The sequence below is a fragment of the Marinobacter lacisalsi genome, assembly GCF_042651045.1.
Lineage (GTDB): Bacteria > Pseudomonadota > Gammaproteobacteria > Pseudomonadales > Oleiphilaceae > Marinobacter > Marinobacter lacisalsi.
This window is the reverse complement of sequence record NZ_JBHSDI010000054.1, coordinates 25,942-46,240: the sequence shown is the minus strand read 5'-3', so window position 1 is coordinate 46,240 and position 20,299 is coordinate 25,942. Positions and strand designations below refer to the sequence as shown.

The 20,299-nt window shown below is 59.6% G+C and carries 16 protein-coding genes and 3 tRNA genes; 11 read left to right on the top strand and 8 right to left on the bottom strand.

Features of this window, described 5'->3' with window-relative positions; genetic code table 11:
• Positions 1-234: 234 nt before the first annotated feature.
• Entirely contained in the window at positions 235-543 is a 309-nt protein-coding gene (locus tag ACFOZ5_RS14935) for an MGMT family protein (RefSeq protein WP_379888709.1), read from the bottom strand.
• 175 nt (positions 544-718) lie between these two features.
• Between ACFOZ5_RS14935 and ACFOZ5_RS14930 the strand changes: the two genes are divergently transcribed.
• The 6 genes from ACFOZ5_RS14930 (at position 719) to gspD (ending at position 7,436) form a co-directional block, all read left to right on the top strand.
• Positions 719-1,225, top strand: coding sequence for an FxsA family protein (locus tag ACFOZ5_RS14930; RefSeq protein ID WP_379888707.1), 507 nt, complete (start codon positions 719-721; stop codon positions 1,223-1,225).
• Positions 1,226-1,385: 160 nt separating this feature from the next.
• Positions 1,386-1,676, top strand: coding sequence for a co-chaperone GroES (gene groES / locus ACFOZ5_RS14925; protein ID WP_379888705.1), 291 nt, complete (start codon positions 1,386-1,388; stop codon positions 1,674-1,676).
• 89 nt (positions 1,677-1,765) lie between these two features.
• Entirely contained in the window at positions 1,766-3,412 is a 1,647-nt protein-coding gene (gene groL / locus ACFOZ5_RS14920) for a chaperonin GroEL (RefSeq protein ID WP_379888703.1), read from the top strand.
• A gap of 270 nt (positions 3,413-3,682) precedes the next feature.
• A complete protein-coding gene (gene gspN / locus ACFOZ5_RS14915; RefSeq protein ID WP_379888701.1) occupies positions 3,683-4,477 on the top strand; it encodes a type II secretion system protein N in 795 nt (264 codons plus the stop codon).
• A complete protein-coding gene (locus ACFOZ5_RS14910; RefSeq protein WP_379888699.1) occupies positions 4,477-5,325 on the top strand; it encodes a type II secretion system protein N in 849 nt (282 codons plus the stop codon). Before gspN ends, ACFOZ5_RS14910 begins: the two co-directional genes overlap by 1 nt.
• A 107-nt stretch (positions 5,326-5,432) precedes the next feature.
• Positions 5,433-7,436: a type II secretion system secretin GspD gene (gspD, locus tag ACFOZ5_RS14905; RefSeq protein ID WP_379888697.1), complete on the top strand. Its 2,004-nt coding sequence runs from the start codon at positions 5,433-5,435 to the stop codon at positions 7,434-7,436.
• A 128-nt stretch (positions 7,437-7,564) separates the two neighbouring features.
• Here gspD and ACFOZ5_RS14900 read toward each other — a convergent pair whose 3' ends face one another.
• From ACFOZ5_RS14900 to purE, 6 genes are all read right to left on the bottom strand, one after another.
• Positions 7,565-9,493 carry a M48 family metallopeptidase gene (locus tag ACFOZ5_RS14900; protein WP_379888695.1) on the bottom strand — a complete coding sequence of 643 codons (1,929 nt, stop codon included), beginning with the start codon at positions 9,491-9,493 and terminating at the stop codon, positions 7,565-7,567.
• Between the two features lie 250 nt (positions 9,494-9,743).
• Positions 9,744-10,331 (bottom strand): LemA family protein, encoded by a 588-nt coding sequence (locus tag ACFOZ5_RS14895; protein WP_379888693.1) that lies wholly within the window; start codon positions 10,329-10,331, stop codon positions 9,744-9,746.
• 53 nt (positions 10,332-10,384) lie between these two features.
• Positions 10,385-12,472 carry a putative bifunctional diguanylate cyclase/phosphodiesterase gene (locus ACFOZ5_RS14890; RefSeq protein ID WP_379888691.1) on the bottom strand — a complete coding sequence of 696 codons (2,088 nt, stop codon included), beginning with the start codon at positions 12,470-12,472 and terminating at the stop codon, positions 10,385-10,387.
• Between the two features lie 362 nt (positions 12,473-12,834).
• Positions 12,835-13,413 (bottom strand): superoxide dismutase [Fe], encoded by a 579-nt coding sequence (gene sodB, locus ACFOZ5_RS14885; RefSeq protein WP_379888689.1) that lies wholly within the window; start codon positions 13,411-13,413, stop codon positions 12,835-12,837.
• Between the two features lie 225 nt (positions 13,414-13,638).
• Positions 13,639-14,751, bottom strand: coding sequence for a 5-(carboxyamino)imidazole ribonucleotide synthase (locus ACFOZ5_RS14880; protein WP_379888688.1), 1,113 nt, complete (start codon positions 14,749-14,751; stop codon positions 13,639-13,641).
• Between the two features lie 24 nt (positions 14,752-14,775).
• Positions 14,776-15,270 carry a 5-(carboxyamino)imidazole ribonucleotide mutase gene (gene purE, locus ACFOZ5_RS14875; protein ID WP_379888686.1) on the bottom strand — a complete coding sequence of 165 codons (495 nt, stop codon included), beginning with the start codon at positions 15,268-15,270 and terminating at the stop codon, positions 14,776-14,778.
• Positions 15,271-15,522: 252 nt separating this feature from the next.
• On the opposite strand from purE, the gene ACFOZ5_RS14870 reads away from it, so the two are divergent.
• From ACFOZ5_RS14870 to ACFOZ5_RS14850, 5 genes are all read left to right on the top strand, one after another.
• Complete coding sequence (locus ACFOZ5_RS14870; RefSeq protein WP_379888684.1) at positions 15,523-16,500, top strand: hypothetical protein; 978 nt, start codon at positions 15,523-15,525, stop codon at positions 16,498-16,500.
• Positions 16,501-16,692: 192 nt separating this feature from the next.
• Positions 16,693-16,768 (top strand) — tRNA-Val (locus tag ACFOZ5_RS14865).
• 73 nt (positions 16,769-16,841) lie between these two features.
• Positions 16,842-16,918: transfer RNA gene (locus ACFOZ5_RS14860), tRNA-Asp, on the top strand.
• An 11-nt stretch (positions 16,919-16,929) separates the two neighbouring features.
• Positions 16,930-17,005: transfer RNA gene (locus ACFOZ5_RS14855), tRNA-Val, on the top strand.
• A gap of 221 nt (positions 17,006-17,226) precedes the next feature.
• The gene (locus ACFOZ5_RS14850; RefSeq protein WP_379888682.1) at positions 17,227-17,640 is read left to right on the top strand and encodes a fibronectin type III domain-containing protein; all 414 of its coding nucleotides are present in this window, start codon (positions 17,227-17,229) and stop codon (positions 17,638-17,640) included.
• A 5-nt stretch (positions 17,641-17,645) separates the two neighbouring features.
• Here the strand turns inward: ACFOZ5_RS14850 and ACFOZ5_RS14845 are convergent, their stop codons facing one another.
• Positions 17,646-20,240, bottom strand: coding sequence for a CHASE2 domain-containing protein (locus tag ACFOZ5_RS14845; protein WP_379888680.1), 2,595 nt, complete (start codon positions 20,238-20,240; stop codon positions 17,646-17,648).
• Positions 20,241-20,299 lie beyond the last annotated feature (59 nt).

Sequence of the window (20,299 nt, the reverse complement as noted above, 5' to 3'; positions counted from 1 at the left end):
CGTGCATGGTCTCCTCCTTAGCTCGTTGGATAGTGTCTGCAACATCTATCCTGGCGCATTACGACGCCGATTTGGAGTGGGGAGGAGACCATCCCATCTCGGAAAGAAAAGCTAAAAGAAAAGAAATTCCTGGCCACTAAATCCACGAAAACCACGAAAAATTCATTCTGTAACTTTAGTGGTTTTCGTGGATTTAGTGGCCAAAAAAGGGTCTTATCGGGTAGCCAGAGCATCTCAAGGGCACCAGCGAAACCGGCCTATATCCACCCGGCCGTTAACGACCTCCACGCCTTCGTCTTCGAGCAGGGATTTTTGCCGCTCGAAGGTCTCGGATCCTTCCGGAAAAGCGATCTGGCCGGTAGTGCGAATGACCCGGAACCAGGGTACCGAATGGCCCGTGGGCAATTTGCCCAGCGCCTTGCCCACGAACCTGGCCTGGCGGCCAAGCCCGGCCATATCCGCCACCTGGCCATAGCTGGCCACACGGCCGGGGGGAATGGCCAGCACCACCTGCCAGATCTTCTGTTCGCGCGTCGGTTCCATCGTTTACCACCGGCTCAGCTCCGATCGAGGCACAATCTTGAAGTTTGATGATGTGCCCAGATGTTATGAAGTTCGGGAGGCTTGAGTGTACCAAAGGTCCGGTCTCTCAACGGAATCCGGAAAAATGGGGGCGGCCTCCATTTTAAATAATGAACAGCCAGTCGGGAGGCATCCATTGCCAGTATTCGTCTTTCTTTTCGTCGTCATGCCCATCCTGGAGATGGCGGTGCTGATCAAGGTTGGCACCATGATCGGCGTACTCAACACCATTGGCCTGGTGCTGCTGACCGCGGTTATCGGCGCCGCGCTGCTCAAGCAGCAGGGGCTGGCCACGTTGACCCGGGCCAATCAGCGCCTGAACAGTGGTGAGTTGCCTGCGAAGGAGGTGGCCGAAGGGCTGATCCTGGCCGTGGGCGGCGCGCTGTTGCTGACCCCGGGCTTTGTCACCGACACCATCGGTTTCCTGTGCCTGATCCCGGGCACGCGGCATTGGTTCGTGCATCAGGTTATGAAGCGCATGGTCGTGCGGGGGCAGGGTAGTAGCTTTTTCTTCAGTGCCGGCGGTTCAGGTCCATTTGGTGGCCAGGGCCCGTTCGGGGGCCGCCCGGGTGGCGATGACCCCATTGAAGGGGAGTACCGGGACGAAACCGAAAGGGATCACGATCGCATCGAAAAAAAGTAGAAATTTTTTTATCCGGGGTGTTGAAAACCATACGGCCACCCCCATTAAGGTCACACAAGTTTGCTGTGGCCAGATAATCATCTGCAAAACAGAGGGTTACTGGCCCGGCTTTTAACGCAACGTCATTGTCAAAGACAGCCTGACATTGGAGAAACCGAGAATGAAAATTCGTCCGCTACACGACCGTGTTGTCGTACGCCGTAAGGAAGAAGAAGAGAAAACCGCCGGTGGTATCGTGCTGCCCGGCAACGCCAAGGAAAAGCCGTCCCAGGGCCAGGTAGTGGCTGTCGGTAACGGCCGGATTCTCGAAAATGGTGAAACCCGCGCTCTGGCGGTAAAGGAAGGCGACACAGTGGTCTTCGGTCAGTACTCCGGCAACACCGTCAAGATCGACGGCGAAGAACTGCTGATCATGAGCGAGAACGAAATTTACGGTGTGCTTGAAGGCTAACGCCTGCCGCAACCCGGATAACGCATTCAATCCGATTGTTTGCTGAACACTTCAGACGATTGGTTTAAAACGAACAGGAATAGATAATTATGGCAGCTAAAGACGTTAGATTCGGTGACAGTGCACGCAAGCGCATGGTTGCAGGCGTCAACACACTTGCGGATGCCGTCAGGGTAACTCTCGGCCCGAAAGGCCGCAACGTGGTTCTGGACAAGTCCTTTGGTGCCCCCACCGTGACCAAGGACGGCGTGTCTGTGGCCAAGGAAATCGAGCTGAAAGACAAGTTCGAGAACATGGGCGCACAGATGGTCAAGGAAGTGGCTTCCCAGACCAACGACTCCGCCGGTGACGGTACCACTACCGCCACCGTACTGGCCCAGTCCATTGTCAATGAGGGCATCAAGGCGGTGACCGCCGGCATGAACCCCATGGACCTGAAGCGCGGCATCGACAAGGGTACTGCCGCAGCCGTTCAGGCAATCCGTGACATGGCCAAGCCCTGTGACGACAGCCGCAACATCGCCCAGGTTGGCACCATTTCCGCCAACGGCGACGAGACTATTGGCCAGCTCATCGCTGAAGCCATGCAGAAAGTCGGCAAGGAAGGCGTCATTACCGTTGAGGAAGGCCGCGGCCTGGAAGACGAGCTGGACGTGGTTGAAGGCATGCAGTTCGACCGCGGCTACCTGAGCCCGTACTTCATCAACAACCAGGACAGCATGTCTGCCGAGCTGGAAGACCCGTACATCCTGCTGGTGGACAAGAAGATTTCCAACATCCGCGAACTGCTGCCGGTGCTGGAATCTGTGGCCAAGGCCGGCAAGCCGCTGCAGATCATCGCTGAAGACATCGAAGGCGAAGCGCTGGCGACCCTGGTGGTCAACAACATGCGTGGCATCGTCAAGGTCAATGCCGTCAAGGCACCTGGCTTCGGCGACCGTCGCAAGGAAATGCTGCAGGACATCGCCATCTTGACCGGTGGTACTGTGATTTCCGAAGAAGTGGGTCTGACCCTGGAGAACACCACCCTGGATGACCTGGGCACCGCCAAGCGTGTCAACGTTACCAAGGAGAACACCACCCTGATCGGCGGTGCTGGCGCTAACAGCGACATCGAAGCCCGCGTTGAGCAGATCCGCAAGCAGATCGAAGACAGCACCTCCGACTACGACAAGGAGAAGCTGCAGGAGCGCGTAGCCAAGCTGGCGGGCGGCGTTGCCGTCATCAAGGTAGGCGCTGGCTCCGAAGTGGAAATGAAAGAAAAGAAGGCCCGTGTGGAAGATGCGCTGCACTCCACCCGCGCAGCGGTCGAGGAAGGCATCGTACCGGGTGGTGGTGTCACCCTGATCCGTGTCATTGCGGCACTGGACAATGTTGATGCCATCAACGAAGAGCAGAAAGCCGGTGTCAACATCCTGCGCCGTGCCATGGAAGCTCCCCTGCGCCAGATCGTGTTCAACGCAGGTGGTGAGTCCTCTGTGGTGGTAGCCAAGGTTCGTGACGGAGAGGGCTCCTTCGGTTATAACGCCAGAACTGAAGAGTATGGCGACATGCTGGAGATGGGCATCCTGGATCCCGCCAAGGTGACCCGTTCCGCGCTGCAGGCTGCTGCTTCCGTTGCATCGCTGATCATCACCACCGAGGCGATGATTGCCGACGAGCCGGAAGAAGAAGGCGCCGGTGGCGGCGGTATGCCGGACATGGGCGGCATGGGAGGCATGGGCGGCATGATGTAATGCAGCCTACGGCCTGACGCTGCAATGCCCCCGGGGTGTTGCAGTCGCTCAATAAACCTCGTCCGGGTTACGCCCGGGCGGGGTTTTTTTGTGTCTGGCGTTTTCAAATCGGGTCGCAGGTCACGTAGAATTCCGGTGACGGTTTAAAACCTGTGAAACACGGTCACAAAGCCTGTGCAGGTTCTTGCCATAATTCAGGAAATACGGAATGTTTCCGACAGCACCTGGTCCACTGCCTATGCGATGTTCAGTAATGGTGACCCAACCATAATGACCGACTCTCCCGAACGCTCTTTTTTCCGACCGTTAAAGGTCATCCTGCTACTGCTGCTGGCGCTGGTGGTTTACACCGTAGCGCTGGTGGCGTGGGTGCCGGCCGGGTGGGTCTGGTCGCAGTTTGGCTCCGGTGCCAGCCTGCCGCCGGGCGTGCAGGTGCAACAGGTGTCCGGGTCTCTGTGGCAGGGGGCTGCCCGCCTGGAATTGATGCGTCGTCCGGTTCGGCTCTCCTGGTCTCTGTCGTGGCCGGACGTCGTCGCCCTGCGACAGCCGCTGGACTTCACCGTGGAGACCCGGGGATCGCAGGTTCAGGGGGGCGTGATGCTGGGCTGGCCTTCCTCCGTGGTGATGAGCGCGTCCGGACGGGTGCACGTGGCGGAGTTCGAGGATCTGATCCGCCAGAGTGGCGGTGCCCTGCTGGAAGGGGACATCATTATCGACCGGTTGCGGGTTGCCGCTGACAATGGCCGGCTGCAAAGCGCGAACGGCCTTGGCCGTTGGCCGGGGGGGCAGGTCAGTTGGCCCATGGGAGACAGCCGTCAGAGCACGAACTTCCCGCCCATGCAGGCAACGCTGGCGGATACCGGCCAGGGTGTGCTGCTGACCATTGCCGAGGAAGGTTCGGCGGAACCGGCGGCAGACGCTACTGTGGGCTTCGATGGCATGATGGGAATCCGGGTCTACAAGCGCATGGTGGATCTGGCCGGGCAACAGTGGTCCGCATCCGCCGCCCCTGGTGATGTGATTTTCCAGGTGCAGCAGCCCCTGTTGCCGGGAGGTCGGTTCTGATGGCAAAGCGAAACCGCTATCAGGTAGCGCCCTGGATTCCCCGCTGGCTGGGCAATCTGCTGATTGTCGGACTCGTGGTTCATGCGGCCGTGGGTATGGCCTGGCTGACCTGGTCAGTGTTATGGAACGAACAACCGGTGGCCTCGCTATACAACAGCGGAGCACCGAAAGCTGGCGGGGCGGGGCAGGTGCGTGCCCCTCTGGCCAGCATGGAGTTGTTTGGCCGCCCTCCCGGGAATCAGCCGGTGGCCGAAGAGGTTCGTCGCAATGCCCCGGAAACCCGCCTGCGTCTTACCCTGGAGGGGGTCATGGTAGCGGAGCGGCCTGAGAACTCGGGTGCTATAGTGACAAGCGGGGGTAACACGACTGCCCATTATCGGGTGGGTGACATGCTTCCGGGTAATGCCGAGCTTGTGGAGGTGGAGCCCGCGCGTATACTGATCCGGCGCCAGGGTGCCCTGGAATCGCTGACATTTGATGAAGACAGTGATGGGCCGGCCCTGGCCTCAATGGAGTCGGAACCGATTACCGTCGGTTCGTCAGACGATTTTCTGGACCAGGCCCAGGAGCAACTGGCGAGCGAAGGTGCGAACGCGTTACTTGCATTTGGCCTTCAGCCGGTGGACGATGGCGGCTCACAGGGTTACGTGTTTGACGGCTCCAATGCCATGCTCCGGGCGGTCAATCTTCGTGAGGGTGATGTGATCACAGCCATCAATGGCTACCAGCTGGGGGATCTTGAACAGGACCGTCAGTTGCTGGAAACCCTGCGTTCCGAATCCCAGTTGCAAGTGGAAGTGGAGCGGGATGGCGCCCGCTTCACGGTAACCTACGCGTTGCCACAATAGAGGAGCCCGCCGTGGCTCTGTGATAAGGAAAGATCGGGGGGCGGTGTCCCCGGAAGACAATCAGAGAGCCTACCAAAGGCTTCATCGATACAGGACGCGATCGTTGCATGATTAAGCTCACCACACCTTTAATGCGGGCCCTGGTAGTGGCCCTCTTGTTGCCGCTGATGACCATGGCCCAGGCGCAGGAAGGTACCTGGCGGTTAAACCTCAAGGATGCGGATATCCGTGCCTTCGTCACTCAGGTTGCCGACATCACCGGTTACAGCTTTGTGGTGGACCCCCGGGTAAAGGGTAAGGTCACGGTTCTGTCCAGCGCCCCCATGAATAAGGACGAGATTTACGATCTGTTCCTGGCGGTTCTCCAGGTGCATGGTTTTACGGCCATTCCCGGGGAGGAAGTGATCAAGGTGGTCCAGCAGGTGGACGCCAAACAGAATGCGGAGAATCTGACCCGCTTTGAAGGCATCCCCAGTGAGCAGCTGGTCACCCGCGTAATTCCCGTCAACAACGCCAACGCCCTGGAACTGGTGCCTATCCTGAGGCCATTGGTGGCGAAGTATGGCCATCTTGCCGGTGTGGCCGCAGCCAACGCACTGATTGTCAGTGACCACCAGAACAACATCCAGCGGATCGAATCGATCGTTCGTGACCTCGACAGCCCCTCGGAATATGAAGTGGAAGTACTCCAGCTGAATGAGGCCTGGGTGGGTGATATGGTGACCCTCCTCCAGGAGCTGGCGCCGGATGAGCTGGGGCGTGCCGGTGGCGGCGGTGATGCGGCATCCCGCAAGTTCAGCGTCACGGCGGATGAACGCAGCAACCGCCTGATCCTTCGTGGCGACAAGAATTTCCGGGACAAGATGCGCAACCTTATTCGTCAGCTCGACCAGCCATCGGCGTCCGGCGGCACCACCAAAGTGGTGCGACTCAAGCACGCGGATGCCAAGAACCTTACTGAAATCATTGAGGGCGTGATGGGCGAAGTGGTCCGCGAGGCCGAAGGTGAAGGCGGCGGAGGTGGCGGCACAAGTCGTCGTAACAGCACTGGCTTCTCGGTATTCGCCGATGAAGGCCTCAACGCCCTGGTGCTGCGTGGCGAGCCCTCCATGATGCAGGAAGCGGAAATGATCATCTCGCAGCTGGATGTGCGTCGGGCTCAGGTGATGATCGAGGCGGCCATTGTCGAAATCAGTGACAACCTGGGTTCAGGTCTGGGTGTCCAATTCGCTGTGGCGGACGAGGGTGGTGGCGCCACCCCGGTTATCGGCTCCAACTTCAATAACGTAGGGGTCACGCTTGGCGAGGTAATTGGTAAGATCGTCGAGGAAAGCGTGATTGCTCCGGCGCTGGGGGGTGTCACCCTTGGGGCAGGTCAGCGAAATGAAGATGGAGTCACCTGGGGGGTATTGCTTCAGGCGCTGTCCACCTCGGCGGCAGCCAACCTGTTGTCCACGCCCAGCATCATTACTCTTGATAACCAGGAGGCTGAAATCATCGTGGGTCAGAACGTGCCCTTCCGGACCGGCCAGCAGGCAACGGCGGGTGATGGTCTGAGCAACCCGTTCACTACCATCGAGCGTCGGGATATCGGTCTCACCCTGAAGGTAACCCCCAGTATCAGCGATGATGGCCTGGTGCGGCTGGTGGTGGAGCAGACGACAGAAGATGTTGCGACGAGCGTGGACAACGCTGCGGACATCGTGACCAACAAGCGCGAGATTAAAACCACAGTGCTGGCAGATGATGGAGAAACCATTGTCCTTGGTGGCTTGATCAACGAGAACGTCCGCATCAACAAGAGCAAGGTCCCGCTCCTGGGAGACATTCCCATTCTTGGCCGACTATTCTCCTCGGAGTCAGAAACCCGTGAAAAGCGTAACCTGTTAGTATTCCTGAGGCCGACCATCATGCTGGACAAGGCCAGGGCGGCCGAGGTCACGGATGAGAAATACAGCGGCCTGTGGGACATCAATCTCGGCATGCGTGAGAAGCTTGACCTTCCTGAGGAAGGTGAGGCGCCCCCTGAGATAGAGACCCTGTTCCGGGGCAAGGAGTACCGGGAGGCTCAGGCGGCGAAGGAGGCCGCGGAAGCCGCCGAGGTCAACTGATACCGCGCGACGCGTACCTGCCGCACGTTGTTAAAGGGCTGCCAGCCATGCTGGTGGCCCTTTTTGTTGCAGCCTTCACGATGAAAACGCCTGCCCGAGAGAAAGGCATGGGGGTGTGGCTGTGGGTATCAGGTCAGCGGGGGCAGGGGGCAGTCCAGCTGGTCGGCGACGATCCGTATCAGCTCATACTCCCTTGGCTCCACCTGTCCGTCGTGTCGCACGCACTGGGCGCAGGCATCCAGAATGCCAGGCTTGAGCATGGGGGATAGCTGGTTCAGTCGCTTCAGGCTTTCCCGCAAATCTTTGACCGATACCTTTTCGTTCAGCGTCAGGCTGTCGGCGCTCTGCCGGTTGGCGAAGCTCTCGATGGCCTGGCGGTGCAGCTCATCGGCCTCAGTCCGGCTCTGAGTGCCGGCGCGGGCCATCAAGCTGAACAGGGTGTTCAGGTCCTGCAATACTTTCTGGTAGTTACGGTAACGTACCGGAACCACGCGGCCAGAGTCGGCGGCCAGATGGCGCTGAAGGAAACTGTGCAGGGCAAACTCGAACAGGGTAACGCGACCGTCTGCCTGCGCCAGAGCAGCGACTTGCCGCACCAGCGACTGGCGCTCGTCCGGGTCCAGTTTCCGCAGTGCGGGCATGGCAAGTTCCAGGGCAGGCAGGCGAATGGCATCGCCTTCCCGTTCCAGGGTCGGTGTGAAACGTTGGATCAGGGCCGGATCAGGCTTCAGGACTATGGCCTCCGGTGTGGTTTTGAGCAGGCTTTCGGTAGTATCGCCCCGCAGGTCATGGGTCAGTAGTGCGTAGACAAACTGGACCGCGCCTGAGCGGGTGTAAAGCAACTCCCGAACATTGGCGGGAAGGCGGGTGAGCAGTTTGCTCGCATATAGCTCGCCGGCCGGGGTGGCCGTGCCGACCCTTGTCGACAGGTTGGCAACGGGCTCCGCCATATAGGTTGCCCCGGATGTGCCGGCAAAGCCGCTGGTTCCTTCCGGTGCTGTCGTTTTGGGCTGGCCGGACTCTCCGGGCTGGTCCCTCAGTCGGCTGCGCAGGCGGGTCAACAGGCCGGGCTGGATAGCCTCGATACGCTCATCAATAGGCGGGTGTGAGCCCAGCAGGCGGCTGAAGGCCATTTTGGTGCTTTCGCCAAAGCACATGTGGTTCATGTCACTGGCGTGGCTGGTGTGTTCAAGGTACCCGGAGTTCAGGCCGATCTTATAGAGGGCGCCGCCAATGCCTTCGGGGTTACGGGTAAACTGGACGGAGGATGCGTCGGCCAGTCGTTCCCGCTCACGGGAAACCGCAGCCTGTATCAGCCGCCCGCAGAACACACCGAGATAGCCGATGCCGGCCAGGCCCAGGCCGATGACCAGCAGTACCGCACGCCCGTCATTGCGGCCGCTGGACCGGAACCCATGGCGATGGCTGCTGCTGTGGAGCAGGAAGAAGCCGATCTGGCCAATAGCCAGGATACCAGCCAGCAGGGCAATCAGCCGGACATTGATGCGCATATCGCCATTGAGTATATGGCTGAATTCGTGGCCGACGACACCCTGGAGTTCGTCCCGGGTCAGTTGGGTGAGGGTGCCGTGGGTAACGACCATGACGGCTTCGTTAGGGCTGTAACCTGCAACAAAGGCGTTGATGGCGGTTTCGTTGTCCATCACATACAGCTGTGGCACGGGCACGCCGCTGGCGATGGCCATTTCTTCGACGATGTTGCGGAAGCGGCGTTCATCGGTGTCCTGGCTGGAGGGATCAAGCAGGCGTGCGTTGACCATGCGGGCGACCCGTTCGCCGCCACCGGCAAGGTCGAGCCAGCGGATGCCCGAAGCGCCGACGATCAGTACGACCACGGCTGCGGCGGTCATCAGTCCGTGGGTGCTGAGCAGCCATTGGTGGAAGGGCAGGCTGGTGGTGTCGCTGCGGGTGACCAGATAGCCGATGACGCAGACGGCAAGCGCGATGAGTGTGACGGCCAGGGCAAACAGGAATACCAGCAGGGTGGTATTGCGTTTGGCGGTGGTCTGGCGTTCGAAGAATCCGGGTGCTGGCATGGGTCAGGTTGTCTATTTGAAAGGGTGCAAGGACCGGAGGCCGGGATCATTTTCCCGGACACGCCGTGAATCCATCCATGGAGGCTCTTCAAAAACCTTTACGGCTTTATGCTCCTGCGTCCCCGTAAAGGTCCAGGGTCGGCCTTCCCTGGCCGACCCGTGAAACGCTGTCGCGTTCCACCCATGTTTTTGAAGGTCCGGGAAAATGATCCCGGCCTCCGGACCCCCAGCACAGTGCTGGCCTCTGGGGCTAGAAACTCACCTTGGGCGCGGTCCGAGCTTCAGGCGATTCCAGCTCCAGCTGTGAGGTCGGTTTGAAGCCGAACATGCCGGAAATGACGTTGTTGGGAAATTTCTCCCGGTGGATGTTGTAGCTCATCACGCTGTCGTTATAGGCCTGGCGGGCGAAGGCGACGCGGTTTTCGGTGCTGGAGAGTTCTTCCATCAACTGCTGGACGGTTTCGTTGGCCTTCAGGTCCGGGTAGTTCTCCGCCACCGCGTAGAAGTTGGCCAGGGCTTGGGTGAGCATGTTTTCGGCGCTGCCCAGTTTTTTCATCTTGCCGGCTTCACCGGGGTCGGTGGCGGCGTCTTTCTGGGCGTTGACGGCGCCATTGCGCGCCTCCATGACCTGGGTGAGGGTCTCCCGCTCGTGGCTCATGTAGGCTTTGGTGGATTCCACCAGGTTGGGGATGAGGTCATGGCGGCGCTGGAGCTGTACGTCAATCTGGGCAAAGCTGTTCTTGAACTGGTTGCGGTAGGATACCAGCTGGTTGTAGATGGCGACGATATAGATAACGACGATGGCAATTACGGCAAGGCCGATCAGCGTTGAAGTCATAAGGGTCCATTCCTGATGTGGTTTCGGGAGCGGCTTGATCGGCCCCCGGACGGTTATTTATATTGCGGATTCTCCATGTTTTCCTCAAGTTTTCCGTGGAATGAGTCCACAAACGAAACAAAAGCATGGGGTAGAAGTGGTCGGCTGAAATAGTAACCCTGTGCGATCTGGCAGCCCCGCTGACGCAGGTAGAATTCCTGTTCCTGTGTTTCCACCCCCTCGGCGATAACGGCCAGGTTCAGGCTTCGACCCAGGTCGATGATGGTGTTGGCGATGCGGGTGTCGTCCTCATTGACCAACAGGTCCTGGACAAACTGCTTGTCGATTTTCAGATGCTGCACCGGCATGCGCTTGAGATAGGTCAGTGAGGAATAGCCGGTGCCAAAGTCGTCAACCGCAATGTTGATGCCGGCATTGTTCAGCTGGCGCAGTTTTTCAACGGCGTCTTCCAGGTTTTCCATGAAGCCGGTTTCCGTGACTTCCAGTTCCAGCCGACCGGGTGGTATTTCGTGGCGGCCCAGGGTAGTCAGTATGGTGCCAACGATATCCGGCTGACGGAGCTGGACGGCGGAGAGGTTAACAGCGATGCGCAGCGGCATGCCGGCCGAGGCCCATACTGCAGCCTGTCGACAGGCCTCGTTGAGTACCCATTGGCCGATCTCGACAATGGTGCCATTGAGTTCCGCCAGGGGGATGAAGTGGTCGGGTGGCACCATGCCCCTCTCCGGGTGCGTCCAGCGTAGCAGGGCTTCGGCGCCAATGATGCGGTTGCTCTGGAGGCTGATCTGGGGCTGATAGACCAGGTGAAACTCTTCGTTGGTCAGAGCCTGGGACAAGTCTTTCTCAAGTTGTTTGCGGGCACGGATTTCCTGGTCGACGCTGGCGATGTAAAAGCGACTGTGGTTGCTGGCCTCCGTCTTGGCCAGGGTCATTGTGTGTTCCGCTTGCTGGAGCAGGTGATCCGGTTCGGAGGCATCCGTCGGATACATGGCAACGCCGATGGTGGCTGTTACCCGGAATGAGCTGGTGTCCACCCGTACTGGCTCACTGAACAGGCTTAACAGGTACTCGGCCAGCTCGGCCGCTTCGTACTGGTCTTCCACCGGGTGGGCGATAACCACGAACTGGTCACCACTCAGGCGTCCTGCCAGTAGGCGTTGGGAATTGCCCGGTTCGATCAGGCGCTGGGCCATGGTCTTCAGGATGCGGTCGCCGGTCTGATAACCCAGTTGTTCGTTGATGGATTTGAAATCGTCGATGCCACAACAGTAGACGGCCAGGTTGCTGCGATTGATCTGGCAATCCCCCAGGGCACTGCCTAGCGTGGCCAGGATGGTCTCACGGCTGGGCAGGCCGGTTAACTGATCATGACGGGACAGCTCCTGGGCGCGGGTTTCCGCGTCCTCGTGCCGGCGTCGACTGTCCTGGATGGACACCAGCAGGTGGTTGATGACCTGCACCAGCACGTCCAGTTCGTCGCGCTTGTGACCGGGGGGGCGCTTCAGCAAGTGTCTGTCCGGATGATCGGGATCTACCTTTACCAGCGCACTTACCAGCGTCTGCAGAGGTTTGGTCATCAGCCAGTAAACTACGACAAATAACACCAGGCCGACGATGACCGCGCGCAGAATGCCCACGAGCAGGGTCAGGGCCGAGCGTTCGACCCAGGCCGCGGCCGGTGGCGCGGTATCGTAGGTGACACGAAGCTGGCCATATACCACCGCCTCATCGCTGGACGGGATATTGCTGCGATACAGCTCCGTGGTGTAGGTGCGGGTCCGGTCGAAAATCCAGTCGGTAAGGTGCCTGTAGCTGGACTGTATGAGCGGTCGTTCGTGCCGGGCAAGTACATCGCCGTCGGGGTGGGTGATTTCGGCTTTGTGGAGCTCCTGTTGCCCGAACAGGCCGCTGATGACCTGGTTGCCGAGCGCTTCATCGAGGCTGAATATGGCCTGCGTCGAGGCCTCACGAACCAGCTCCAGCGTTTCCCGGGCGTCGCGGTCCAGATCCGAGGACACATACCGGGCGTCGCTGAGTATCTGAAACACGCTGAGGACAATGCCGGCCAGAATGGCAGCGGACAGTACCCATCGAAGAATTCGGTATCCCAGACGGCGTTGCAATGAAAAAACTTGGGTCATGACGTTCGCATGGTTTTATGATCAGTTCTTCGGCGAGCGCATTCGAAGTCCAGATTCAGGCCACTGCACTCGTGTCCCGTTTGGTTAATCCGCTGACCTACTGCGTGACGCTGGGGCCTCTGGCCCGGTAGATCAGCGCATTAACCAAACGGGACACTAGCATTACAGTATGGTCAAGATCTGACGGATTGCACTGATAGACGTACCATTTTTCCAGAATGCCCGGTGCATGGGTGTTTTATTTTGTAATGTCGTGAAGAGCGCCAGGGCGGTGAGGCGAGCACGAAAAAAGCCCGCACGATGGCGGGCTTTTCTCGGCGGCACCGGCAGCGCCGGGGCCAGGGTAAACGGAACCGGCCGGATCAGGCCAGGTTGTCGTTCACGAAGTCCCAATTAACCAGCTTCCAGAAAGCTTCCAGATAGTTGGGACGGCTGTTGCGGTAGTCGATGTAGTAGGCGTGCTCCCATACATCGACGGTCAGTACCGGCTTGTCGGCACCCGTCAGAGGGGTTTCCGCGTTGCTGGTATTGGTAATGGCCACCGAGCCATCGGCTTTCTTGACCAGCCACGTCCAGCCCGAACCGAAGTTGTTGGCGGCCTTGTCGTTGAACTCTTTCTTGAAGTCCTCGAAGGAGCCAAATGCTTTCTCGATGGCTTCCTTGGCTGCGCCGGTGGGCTCGCCGCCACCATTGGGGCTCAGGCAGTGCCAGTAGAAGGTGTGGTTCCACACCTGGGCGGCATTGTTGAACAATGGGCCGCTGGCACTCTTGATAATGTCTTCCAGGGACTTGTTGGCGTCATCTGTGCCTTCGATCAGGCCGTTCAGTTTGGTGACGTAGGTGTTGTGGTGCTTACCGTAATGGTACTCCAGCGTTTCTTCGGAGATGTGCGGTTCCAGAGCATTCTTTGCGTACGGAAGTGCGGGAAGTTCAAAAGCCATGAGGTCGTTCTCCCTGGTTTCTCTCAGTATTTCAGGGGTCATTGAAGCCCCCGATGAACATTTATGGCGCGTTGGTGTTGCAGCATTACTGCGTTACAACGACACGTTTTGTAACTCTGCAACCAACAAGTATCGGGCCTGCTTGATTTTTTTCAAGGGTACGGGGGTGAATGGCGCGGAAATCTTTGCCATTCCCCGTATCCGCTGCCGCTGGCTGCGCGCTTCTCAGCGGGTCAGTGAACAGTCGAACTCGGGGCTGCCGGGCAGGAACTGGGCCACATTGCGAACTCGCCACTTGAGTTCCTCGTAGCTGTCCGCCAGCACGTTGACGTGGCCAAGCTTGCGGCCGGGGCGCTCGGCTTTCGCGTACAGATGCAGGTGGGCGTAAGGCAGCTCCATAATCCGTTCGATATCGCCATGCTCGCCGATGATATTCACCATGCAACTGAGCCCACGCGCTGCCGTGTTGCCCAGGGGGTGGCCGGCCACGGCACGGATATGATTCTCGAACTGACTTGTCATGGCGCCTTCCATGGTCCAGTGGCCGGAATTGTGGACCCGGGGGGCCATTTCGTTGGCGACCAGGCCATCGGCGGTCTCGAAAAGTTCCAGGGCCAGAACACCCACATAATCCAGTTCATTCAGCAGGGCACGAATGTAACCGCCGGCCTTTTCTTCCAGCGCTGGTGACAGCTGCGGGGCGGGGGCGATGGAATAGCGAAGGATGCCTTCGTGGTGGACGTTTTCAGCCATCGGGTAGAAATCCACCTCACCATCTATCCCGCGAACCGCAATCAGCGATACCTCGCGGGTGAAGTCGACAAATTTCTCCACCATCAGGCGTTCATGGCCGATTGACTGCCACGCTTCGGCGGCGTCCTCCGGTGACCGCAGCACCGCCTGGCCCTTGCCGTCATAGCCTTCGGTGTTGGACTTGGCAACAACCGGGCAGCCGAGCTCCTCGGCCGCCGCCTTTAATGAATCGGCGCTGTTGGCCATGCGCCACTGCGGCGTGGGAATGCCCAGGTCACCGAACAGGGTCTTCTCAGCTTCCCGGTTCTGGCAGACCTGAAGGGCGCGGGGGCCCGGGTAGACTGGCTTTGACCGCGATATTTCCTCGGCAACCTCTACTGGCAGATGCTCGAATTCGTAGGTGACGCGGTCTACCCGCGACAGGAAATCATCCAGGTATTTGCCTTCCCGGTCGATGATCACTTCCCCAAGACCGGCGCTCGGGCTGCCGGACATGTCGTAAAAGACAAACGTCTTTGCCAGGGGGTAGCCGGCCAGGGCCAGCATCCGCCCCAGCTGCCCTGCACCGAGAATGCCAATTCTCATCGGTATGCTCCTGTGTGTCTCGAATCAGCTGTCGCTGGCCGGGTCCGGGTGATCCAGCACAGACTGGGTCTGTTGCTGGCGAAAGTTTTCAACCCGGGCCTGCAGGTCCGGGTCATGGGTGCCAAGGATCTGGGCCGCCAGCAGGCCTGCATTGGTGGCCCCCGCCTTGCCGATGGCAAGCGTGCCCACCGCGACGCCGCCGGGCATCTGGGCAATGGACAAAAGGGAGTCGAGACCGTTAAGTGCTTTGGACTGAACCGGTACACCCAATACCGGCAGCGGTGTCTGAGAGGCCACCATGCCTGGCAGGTGGGCCGCCCCCCCGGCGCCGGCAATAATCACTTTCAGCCCCCGACCGGCGGCGTTCTTGGCATAGTCAAACAGTAGGTCCGGTGTACGGTGCGCTGACACCACCCGGGTTTCGTAACTGACGCCCAGCCTGTCCAGCATAACGGCTGCATGTTCCATGGTGGGCCAGTCCGACTTGGAGCCCATGATAATGCCTACCAGCGGTTGCATAGCAATTGTCCCCGTCAATAAAGGCGACGGCAGCGGGCGTGGTCGGTTTGATGCCCGGCGTCAGGAAAGCCCGACATTTTAGGATTTGCCTGACCACCATGCAAACTGCAGCGGCATCTTCTGCCTCCGGGCTGACCGGCAATCAGCCGTTTCACCTGGCGCCAGGCGTTCATTACGGCGGTAACTTGGTGAAAAAGCCTGCAAACGGATATGATCAGTCGCCATAAGGCTGTTTCAGGTAAAGAGGTTATTATGGATCCGATTCGCCCTGATGAGGACGAGCTACGTGCCGACGCGCCGATTGCTGGCGAGGTTCGCAACGCGGGCAAAGGCAAGGCAGGGGAGCGGCAGGCCGCTGGCGCCCAGACACCGCCACCGTCATCAGGTGGCAAATCTGCCGGCGGGTCAGGTAGCGGGTCTGGCGAAGGGCGCGGCGGTTCGTCCGGCGCTCTGGTCTGGTCACTGCTGATTGTGCTGGTGTTTGTGATCTCCGGCGCCGGGTGGTTTGGCTGGCAGATGCATCAGCAGATGCAGACCATGGAAGCCCAGGTGGAAGAGGCGGACTATTGGGCCCGCCAGAGCAAGCTGGCCTTGGCAAGGTTCGAAGGCGACCTGTCGGAAACCGGGGAAAACCTGGAGGAAACCGGTTCCTCCATGGATCAGCGGTTGGGTAGCCTGGACGCCAGGCTGAAAGAGGCCAACGATGAGATACGCAAGCTCTGGGTGCTTTCCAATGAAAAGAACCGGCCGAAGATTGCATCCCTGGCTGAGCAACAGGAGAGCCTGAGCGGCCAGCTGGAATCTCTGTCCGCTAACCTGGAAACCACGGGGCAGAGCGTTACCGACCTGCAGGCCAGTACCGAAAGCCTGTCGTCGACACTGGAGCAGACACGGCAGACCCAGCAGGAAAATGGCGGTCGGCTGCAGGCGCTCTCCGGCGAACTGGAAAGTGTGAACGAACGCCTGGCCGGCATTGACGACCAGGTCGCCCGGCAGTTGCAGCGCTTCAGGCAGGAGCAGGCCCTGGCAATGGACGGACTGGAGAGCCGACTCCAGGCCCTTGAGTCCGGGGGCAATCGTGTGCAGGAGCTGTCACGACAGCTGGCGGCCACCCGAAGCCGTCTGGCGGAGGCAGAGCAGACGCTCGAAGCCGTGGATACCTCCCGCGCCCAGTTGACGTCACGACTGGTGCGTTTGCAGGAGCAGGTGGATCAGCTGAGGGCAAGGTAATCCCGCCTGTTGGAGGGTGCTCTAACTGTCGGAATTGATTGAAAAATAGACGGATTTTTAAGGTTCTGAAAAAAATCCGGGAAATTTCCCCGAAACATTTGACTCTGCCTGAGAAATACTTAAAATGCGCGTCTCACTTGATTGATGAACACGGCAGCGGCCAGTCAATCAGGTGAAGCGAAAGCCGGAAGTGGGTGGTTAGCTCAGCTGGGAGAGCATCGCCCTTACAAGGCGAGGGTCGCAGGTTCGATCCCTGCACCACCCACCACTTTCCGGGCCGTTGACTTACCCCAGTCAATGGATGTTGCCGAGGCAGGCGCGATCTTGTCTGGCAATGATGCGGAGCGGTAGTTCAGCTGGTTAGAATACCGGCCTGTCACGCCGGGGGTCGCGGGTTCGAGTCCCGTCCGCTCCGCCATTTTCCTTCCCGGGTGGTTAGCTCAGCTGGGAGAGCATCGCCCTTACAAGGCGAGGGTCGCAGGTTCGATCCCTGCACCACCCACCATTTTTGTTTCCTGTTCGCTTATCTTTGTGTCCCGTGATGGGTGTCTCTGTCGTCTGTTCTTGCACGTCAATTTTACATTCTGTTACCTCTGCTTTCAGGCGTTAACAATTTCCTTTCTGTTCTCCATGGTTTAGCTGCAGAAAGCGGATCTTGCGCACAGTGTGGCCCCCCTGTATTTTGTAAAATTTTGGAAAATGACCCGGAATCAGGAGTAATCCACGATGCAGTTTAGGGCCACTGGAAAGTCACGGGCAGGCATTGCCGCCGTCGTGTGTGCTGTCTTCCTGGCGGGCTGTGGAGGCTCGGGGTCGGGCAGTAGCAGTAGTCAGTCGTCCGCCCCGTCATCGGAAGAGAGCGTTTCGTCCGGCCAGACCGTGTCTTTGAGCTGGTTGGCACCGGGTCAGCGCATCAACGGCGAGCAGCTCAGTTACATCAATGACATTGATGGCTATATCGTGCTGTATGGGCAGGATCCGGCCAACCTGGAACAGCAGGTGGTGGTCGAGTGCAATTCACTCAACTGTGGTTACGACATCCAGGATCTTGCGCCTGGCACCTGGTACTTTGCCGTACAGACGGTAGACAGTAACGGGCTGATCAGCGCACCCAGCCAACCGGTGTCCCGCGCGATCTGATGCCGCTACTCCTGGCCGGGCTCCTCCGGGTGGGACGCTACCGGCAGTTTGAGGGTGAAGGCCGAGCCTTCGCCCTCTTTTGATTCCACATTGATCTCCCCCTTGTGTTTTTCCACTACCACGCTGACAAACGACAGCCCCAGGCCGACACCGTGCTGGCCGGAGAGTTCGCTGCTCTTTTGCCGCTGAAAGCGGTCGAACAGGGTGGGGAGTTCCGAGGCGGCGATACCGGATCCTTCATCAGTCACCGTCAGGCAGGCCTGGTGCCCCGCCCGGAACACCTGCATGGTGACTGCCGTGCCAGGTTTGGAATACTGCACCGCATTGGTCAGCAGATTGATCACCGCCCGCTCCAGCAATTCCGCGTTACCCCGTAACCAGAGATCGTCGTTGCCCAGCAGCACCAGTTTGATGTTCTTCTGCAGTGCCTGTTCGCTGACACTGTCACGGGCGTTCTCAACAATGGCCAGGAATTCGCAGTCGTAGAACCGTGTTTCGGTGAGCTGTTCGGCCCGGGCCAGCTGCACGAACTCCTCCGCCAGATGATAGCTTCGACGGGCCAGCTTGCGGAGCTGATCCAGCTGTTCGGTCTGGACCTCGCCGGGGCGCCGCTTTAGCTGCTCGATCAGCGCAAGCTGGGATACCAGGGGTGATCGCACATCGTGTGAGATAAAGTCGATCGCCTCCCTGTGCTGGCGCTGCTGTTCCCGTAACTCTGATATGTCCGCGATGTTGGCGATGATGCCGTTCTGGGTTCTGTCTGGCAGCACAAAGGGGGCGAAGTGTATCAGGAAGTCCCGGCCATGCAGGCGCAGGTCAACGGTGCGGCTCTGCTGCTGGGTCAGGGTGTCTGCCAGGGTTTCGGCCCACCCGGGGGAGCGGGGGTCGTGCCCTTGCAGCAGGGTCGCCAGGGACATGCTCTGCAGGCTTGGCTGGGGCTCGTTGAACCAGCGTGGAACGTGGCCATTGGCGAACAGGATCAGTCCCAGCGGATCGGTGACGATGATGCCATCGGGCATGTGCTCAAAGCTGCGCCAGATAAAACTCTGGATGTGATTGAGCTTCTGGGTGGCCTGCTGCGCACGGTCGATGCGGGTGGACAGGTTTTCGCGCACTACGGCCACAGGCTGGGTTGTGATGGGCGGCTGCAGTTCCAGGCGGCCCAGGTAACGCTCGGCGGTAGCCCCCGCAAGCCCGGGGGGTATCCTGAGGGCCAGCCTGAATTGTCGTCCGCCGCGAATCAGGGTAGTCCGGCTGATACCCTGGTCGTGAAGCCAGAGCCCCGGGCGGCGGGACCAGGAGGGAACCTCTTTGACCGACAGATTTTCCCGTGTCAGCACTGCGTCCTCCTCCATCAACAGCCAGCCTTCCGGGTTGATCAACTCGCGGAGGTTGGACAGGATCTGTTGCGGGCTTCTGCTCCAGGGTGGCGGCAGGTGCAGGAGGTTGCCCCGCTCAAGCTGGTCAATTTGCTGGTTCAGGAAACGGTTGGCCAGTGACAGGCGCCGGGCACTCCACAGGGGAAAGGCAATGATCGGCACCAGCAGTGCGTTGGCAACAGGTAGCCAAAGGTTCAGGTGTTGCAGGCCGGCCACTGACGCTCCCAGTATCAGGGCAAACAGCAGCCCGGAAAAACCGAAGGTCCGGCTCGGCCGAAGGCGGGGCAGTACCAGTACGATCACCAGGCCGCTGAACAGCGCCAGAAGAATGGGCCAGATGGTTGATACTTCGCGGATCAGGCGCTCGTTTTCAATGGCATGGAGTACATTTGCATGGAACTCCACGCCGGACATGGGCTGGGCCAGACCGGAAAAGGGTGTGGGCAGCACGTCCCCGAAACCGGCGGCGGTGGCGCCCACCAGCACGGTCTTGCCCTCCAGCCACTGTGCGGGCGGCGGGTTCACCAGGAGGTCGCTGTAGGAATAGGTGGTAAAGGCGCCACTGCGGCCCACCAGTGGTATTCGGCGGAAGCTCTGCCGAACGTTCACATAGGCGGCTGCGTCCAGGTCTTCGAAGGTATTCGGGGCGACCGAAGGCGAATTCCTGGTGGCAGACAGGGTCATGGCAGGCCACAGTTCGTTGCCCAGGCCGTTATAGAGGTAGAGGCCCCTTGCGATACCATCGGAATCCAGCTCCACATGGGCGTGGCCAATGGCGAAGGCAGCGCTGGCCAGCCGGGGCGTGGGCAGTTGTTCCCGGAAAAGGTCATTCTGGCTGCTGGGAGCAAGGTAAAGTGGCAGGATGACCCGGCCGTGAGAGCGCATTGCTTCAGCCAGCGCCTGATCATCCATCGCTGGCTCGGTAAACAGGATGTCGAGGATAATACGCTCGGCGCCGGCGTTGGTCAGGTTCCCGATCAGGCTGGCATGAACCGAACGGGGCCAGGGCCAGGGACCGATAGCAGAGAGGCTTTTCTCGTCGATGGCCACGATCACCACATCTTCCGGAGGTTCCGGTGGCCAGGTGGTGATCAGGGTGTCGTAAAGCCAGTTATCGAGTCGTTGCGGCAGAGTGGTCAGCTGCAGCAGCAACAGGATGCCAGTGAGGGGCAGGGCCAGCGTCCAGGCTGAATGTCTGGTGGAAAACCAATCCCTCGTCATGGGTCCTGCTATGGTGCTTGGTGGATTCTGGTACTGGTCTGGCGCCAGGGTCAGTGGCT

What these genes read in the sequence shown, in the direction of transcription:
- ACFOZ5_RS14895 (WP_379888693.1), bottom strand. Translation starts at nt 10,331, where the DNA reads ATGACTTCAACGCTGATCGGCCTTGCCGTAATTGCCATCGTCGTTATC.
- gspN (WP_379888701.1), top strand. Translation starts at nt 3,683, where the DNA reads ATGACCGACTCTCCCGAACGCTCTTTTTTCCGACCGTTAAAGGTCATC.
- purE (WP_379888686.1), bottom strand. Translation starts at nt 15,270, where the DNA reads ATGCAACCGCTGGTAGGCATTATCATGGGCTCCAAGTCGGACTGGCCC.
- ACFOZ5_RS14900 (WP_379888695.1), bottom strand. Translation starts at nt 9,493, where the DNA reads ATGCCAGCACCCGGATTCTTCGAACGCCAGACCACCGCCAAACGCAAT.
- ACFOZ5_RS14845 (WP_379888680.1), bottom strand. Translation starts at nt 20,240, where the DNA reads ATGACGAGGGATTGGTTTTCCACCAGACATTCAGCCTGGACGCTGGCC.
- groES (WP_379888705.1), top strand. Translation starts at nt 1,386, where the DNA reads ATGAAAATTCGTCCGCTACACGACCGTGTTGTCGTACGCCGTAAGGAA.
- ACFOZ5_RS14910 (WP_379888699.1), top strand. Translation starts at nt 4,477, where the DNA reads ATGGCAAAGCGAAACCGCTATCAGGTAGCGCCCTGGATTCCCCGCTGG.
- ACFOZ5_RS14890 (WP_379888691.1), bottom strand. Translation starts at nt 12,472, where the DNA reads ATGACCCAAGTTTTTTCATTGCAACGCCGTCTGGGATACCGAATTCTT.
- sodB (WP_379888689.1), bottom strand. Translation starts at nt 13,413, where the DNA reads ATGGCTTTTGAACTTCCCGCACTTCCGTACGCAAAGAATGCTCTGGAA.
- ACFOZ5_RS14870 (WP_379888684.1), top strand. Translation starts at nt 15,523, where the DNA reads ATGGATCCGATTCGCCCTGATGAGGACGAGCTACGTGCCGACGCGCCG.
- groL (WP_379888703.1), top strand. Translation starts at nt 1,766, where the DNA reads ATGGCAGCTAAAGACGTTAGATTCGGTGACAGTGCACGCAAGCGCATG.
- ACFOZ5_RS14935 (WP_379888709.1), bottom strand. Translation starts at nt 543, where the DNA reads ATGGAACCGACGCGCGAACAGAAGATCTGGCAGGTGGTGCTGGCCATT.
- ACFOZ5_RS14850 (WP_379888682.1), top strand. Translation starts at nt 17,227, where the DNA reads ATGCAGTTTAGGGCCACTGGAAAGTCACGGGCAGGCATTGCCGCCGTC.
- ACFOZ5_RS14880 (WP_379888688.1), bottom strand. Translation starts at nt 14,751, where the DNA reads ATGAGAATTGGCATTCTCGGTGCAGGGCAGCTGGGGCGGATGCTGGCC.
- gspD (WP_379888697.1), top strand. Translation starts at nt 5,433, where the DNA reads ATGATTAAGCTCACCACACCTTTAATGCGGGCCCTGGTAGTGGCCCTC.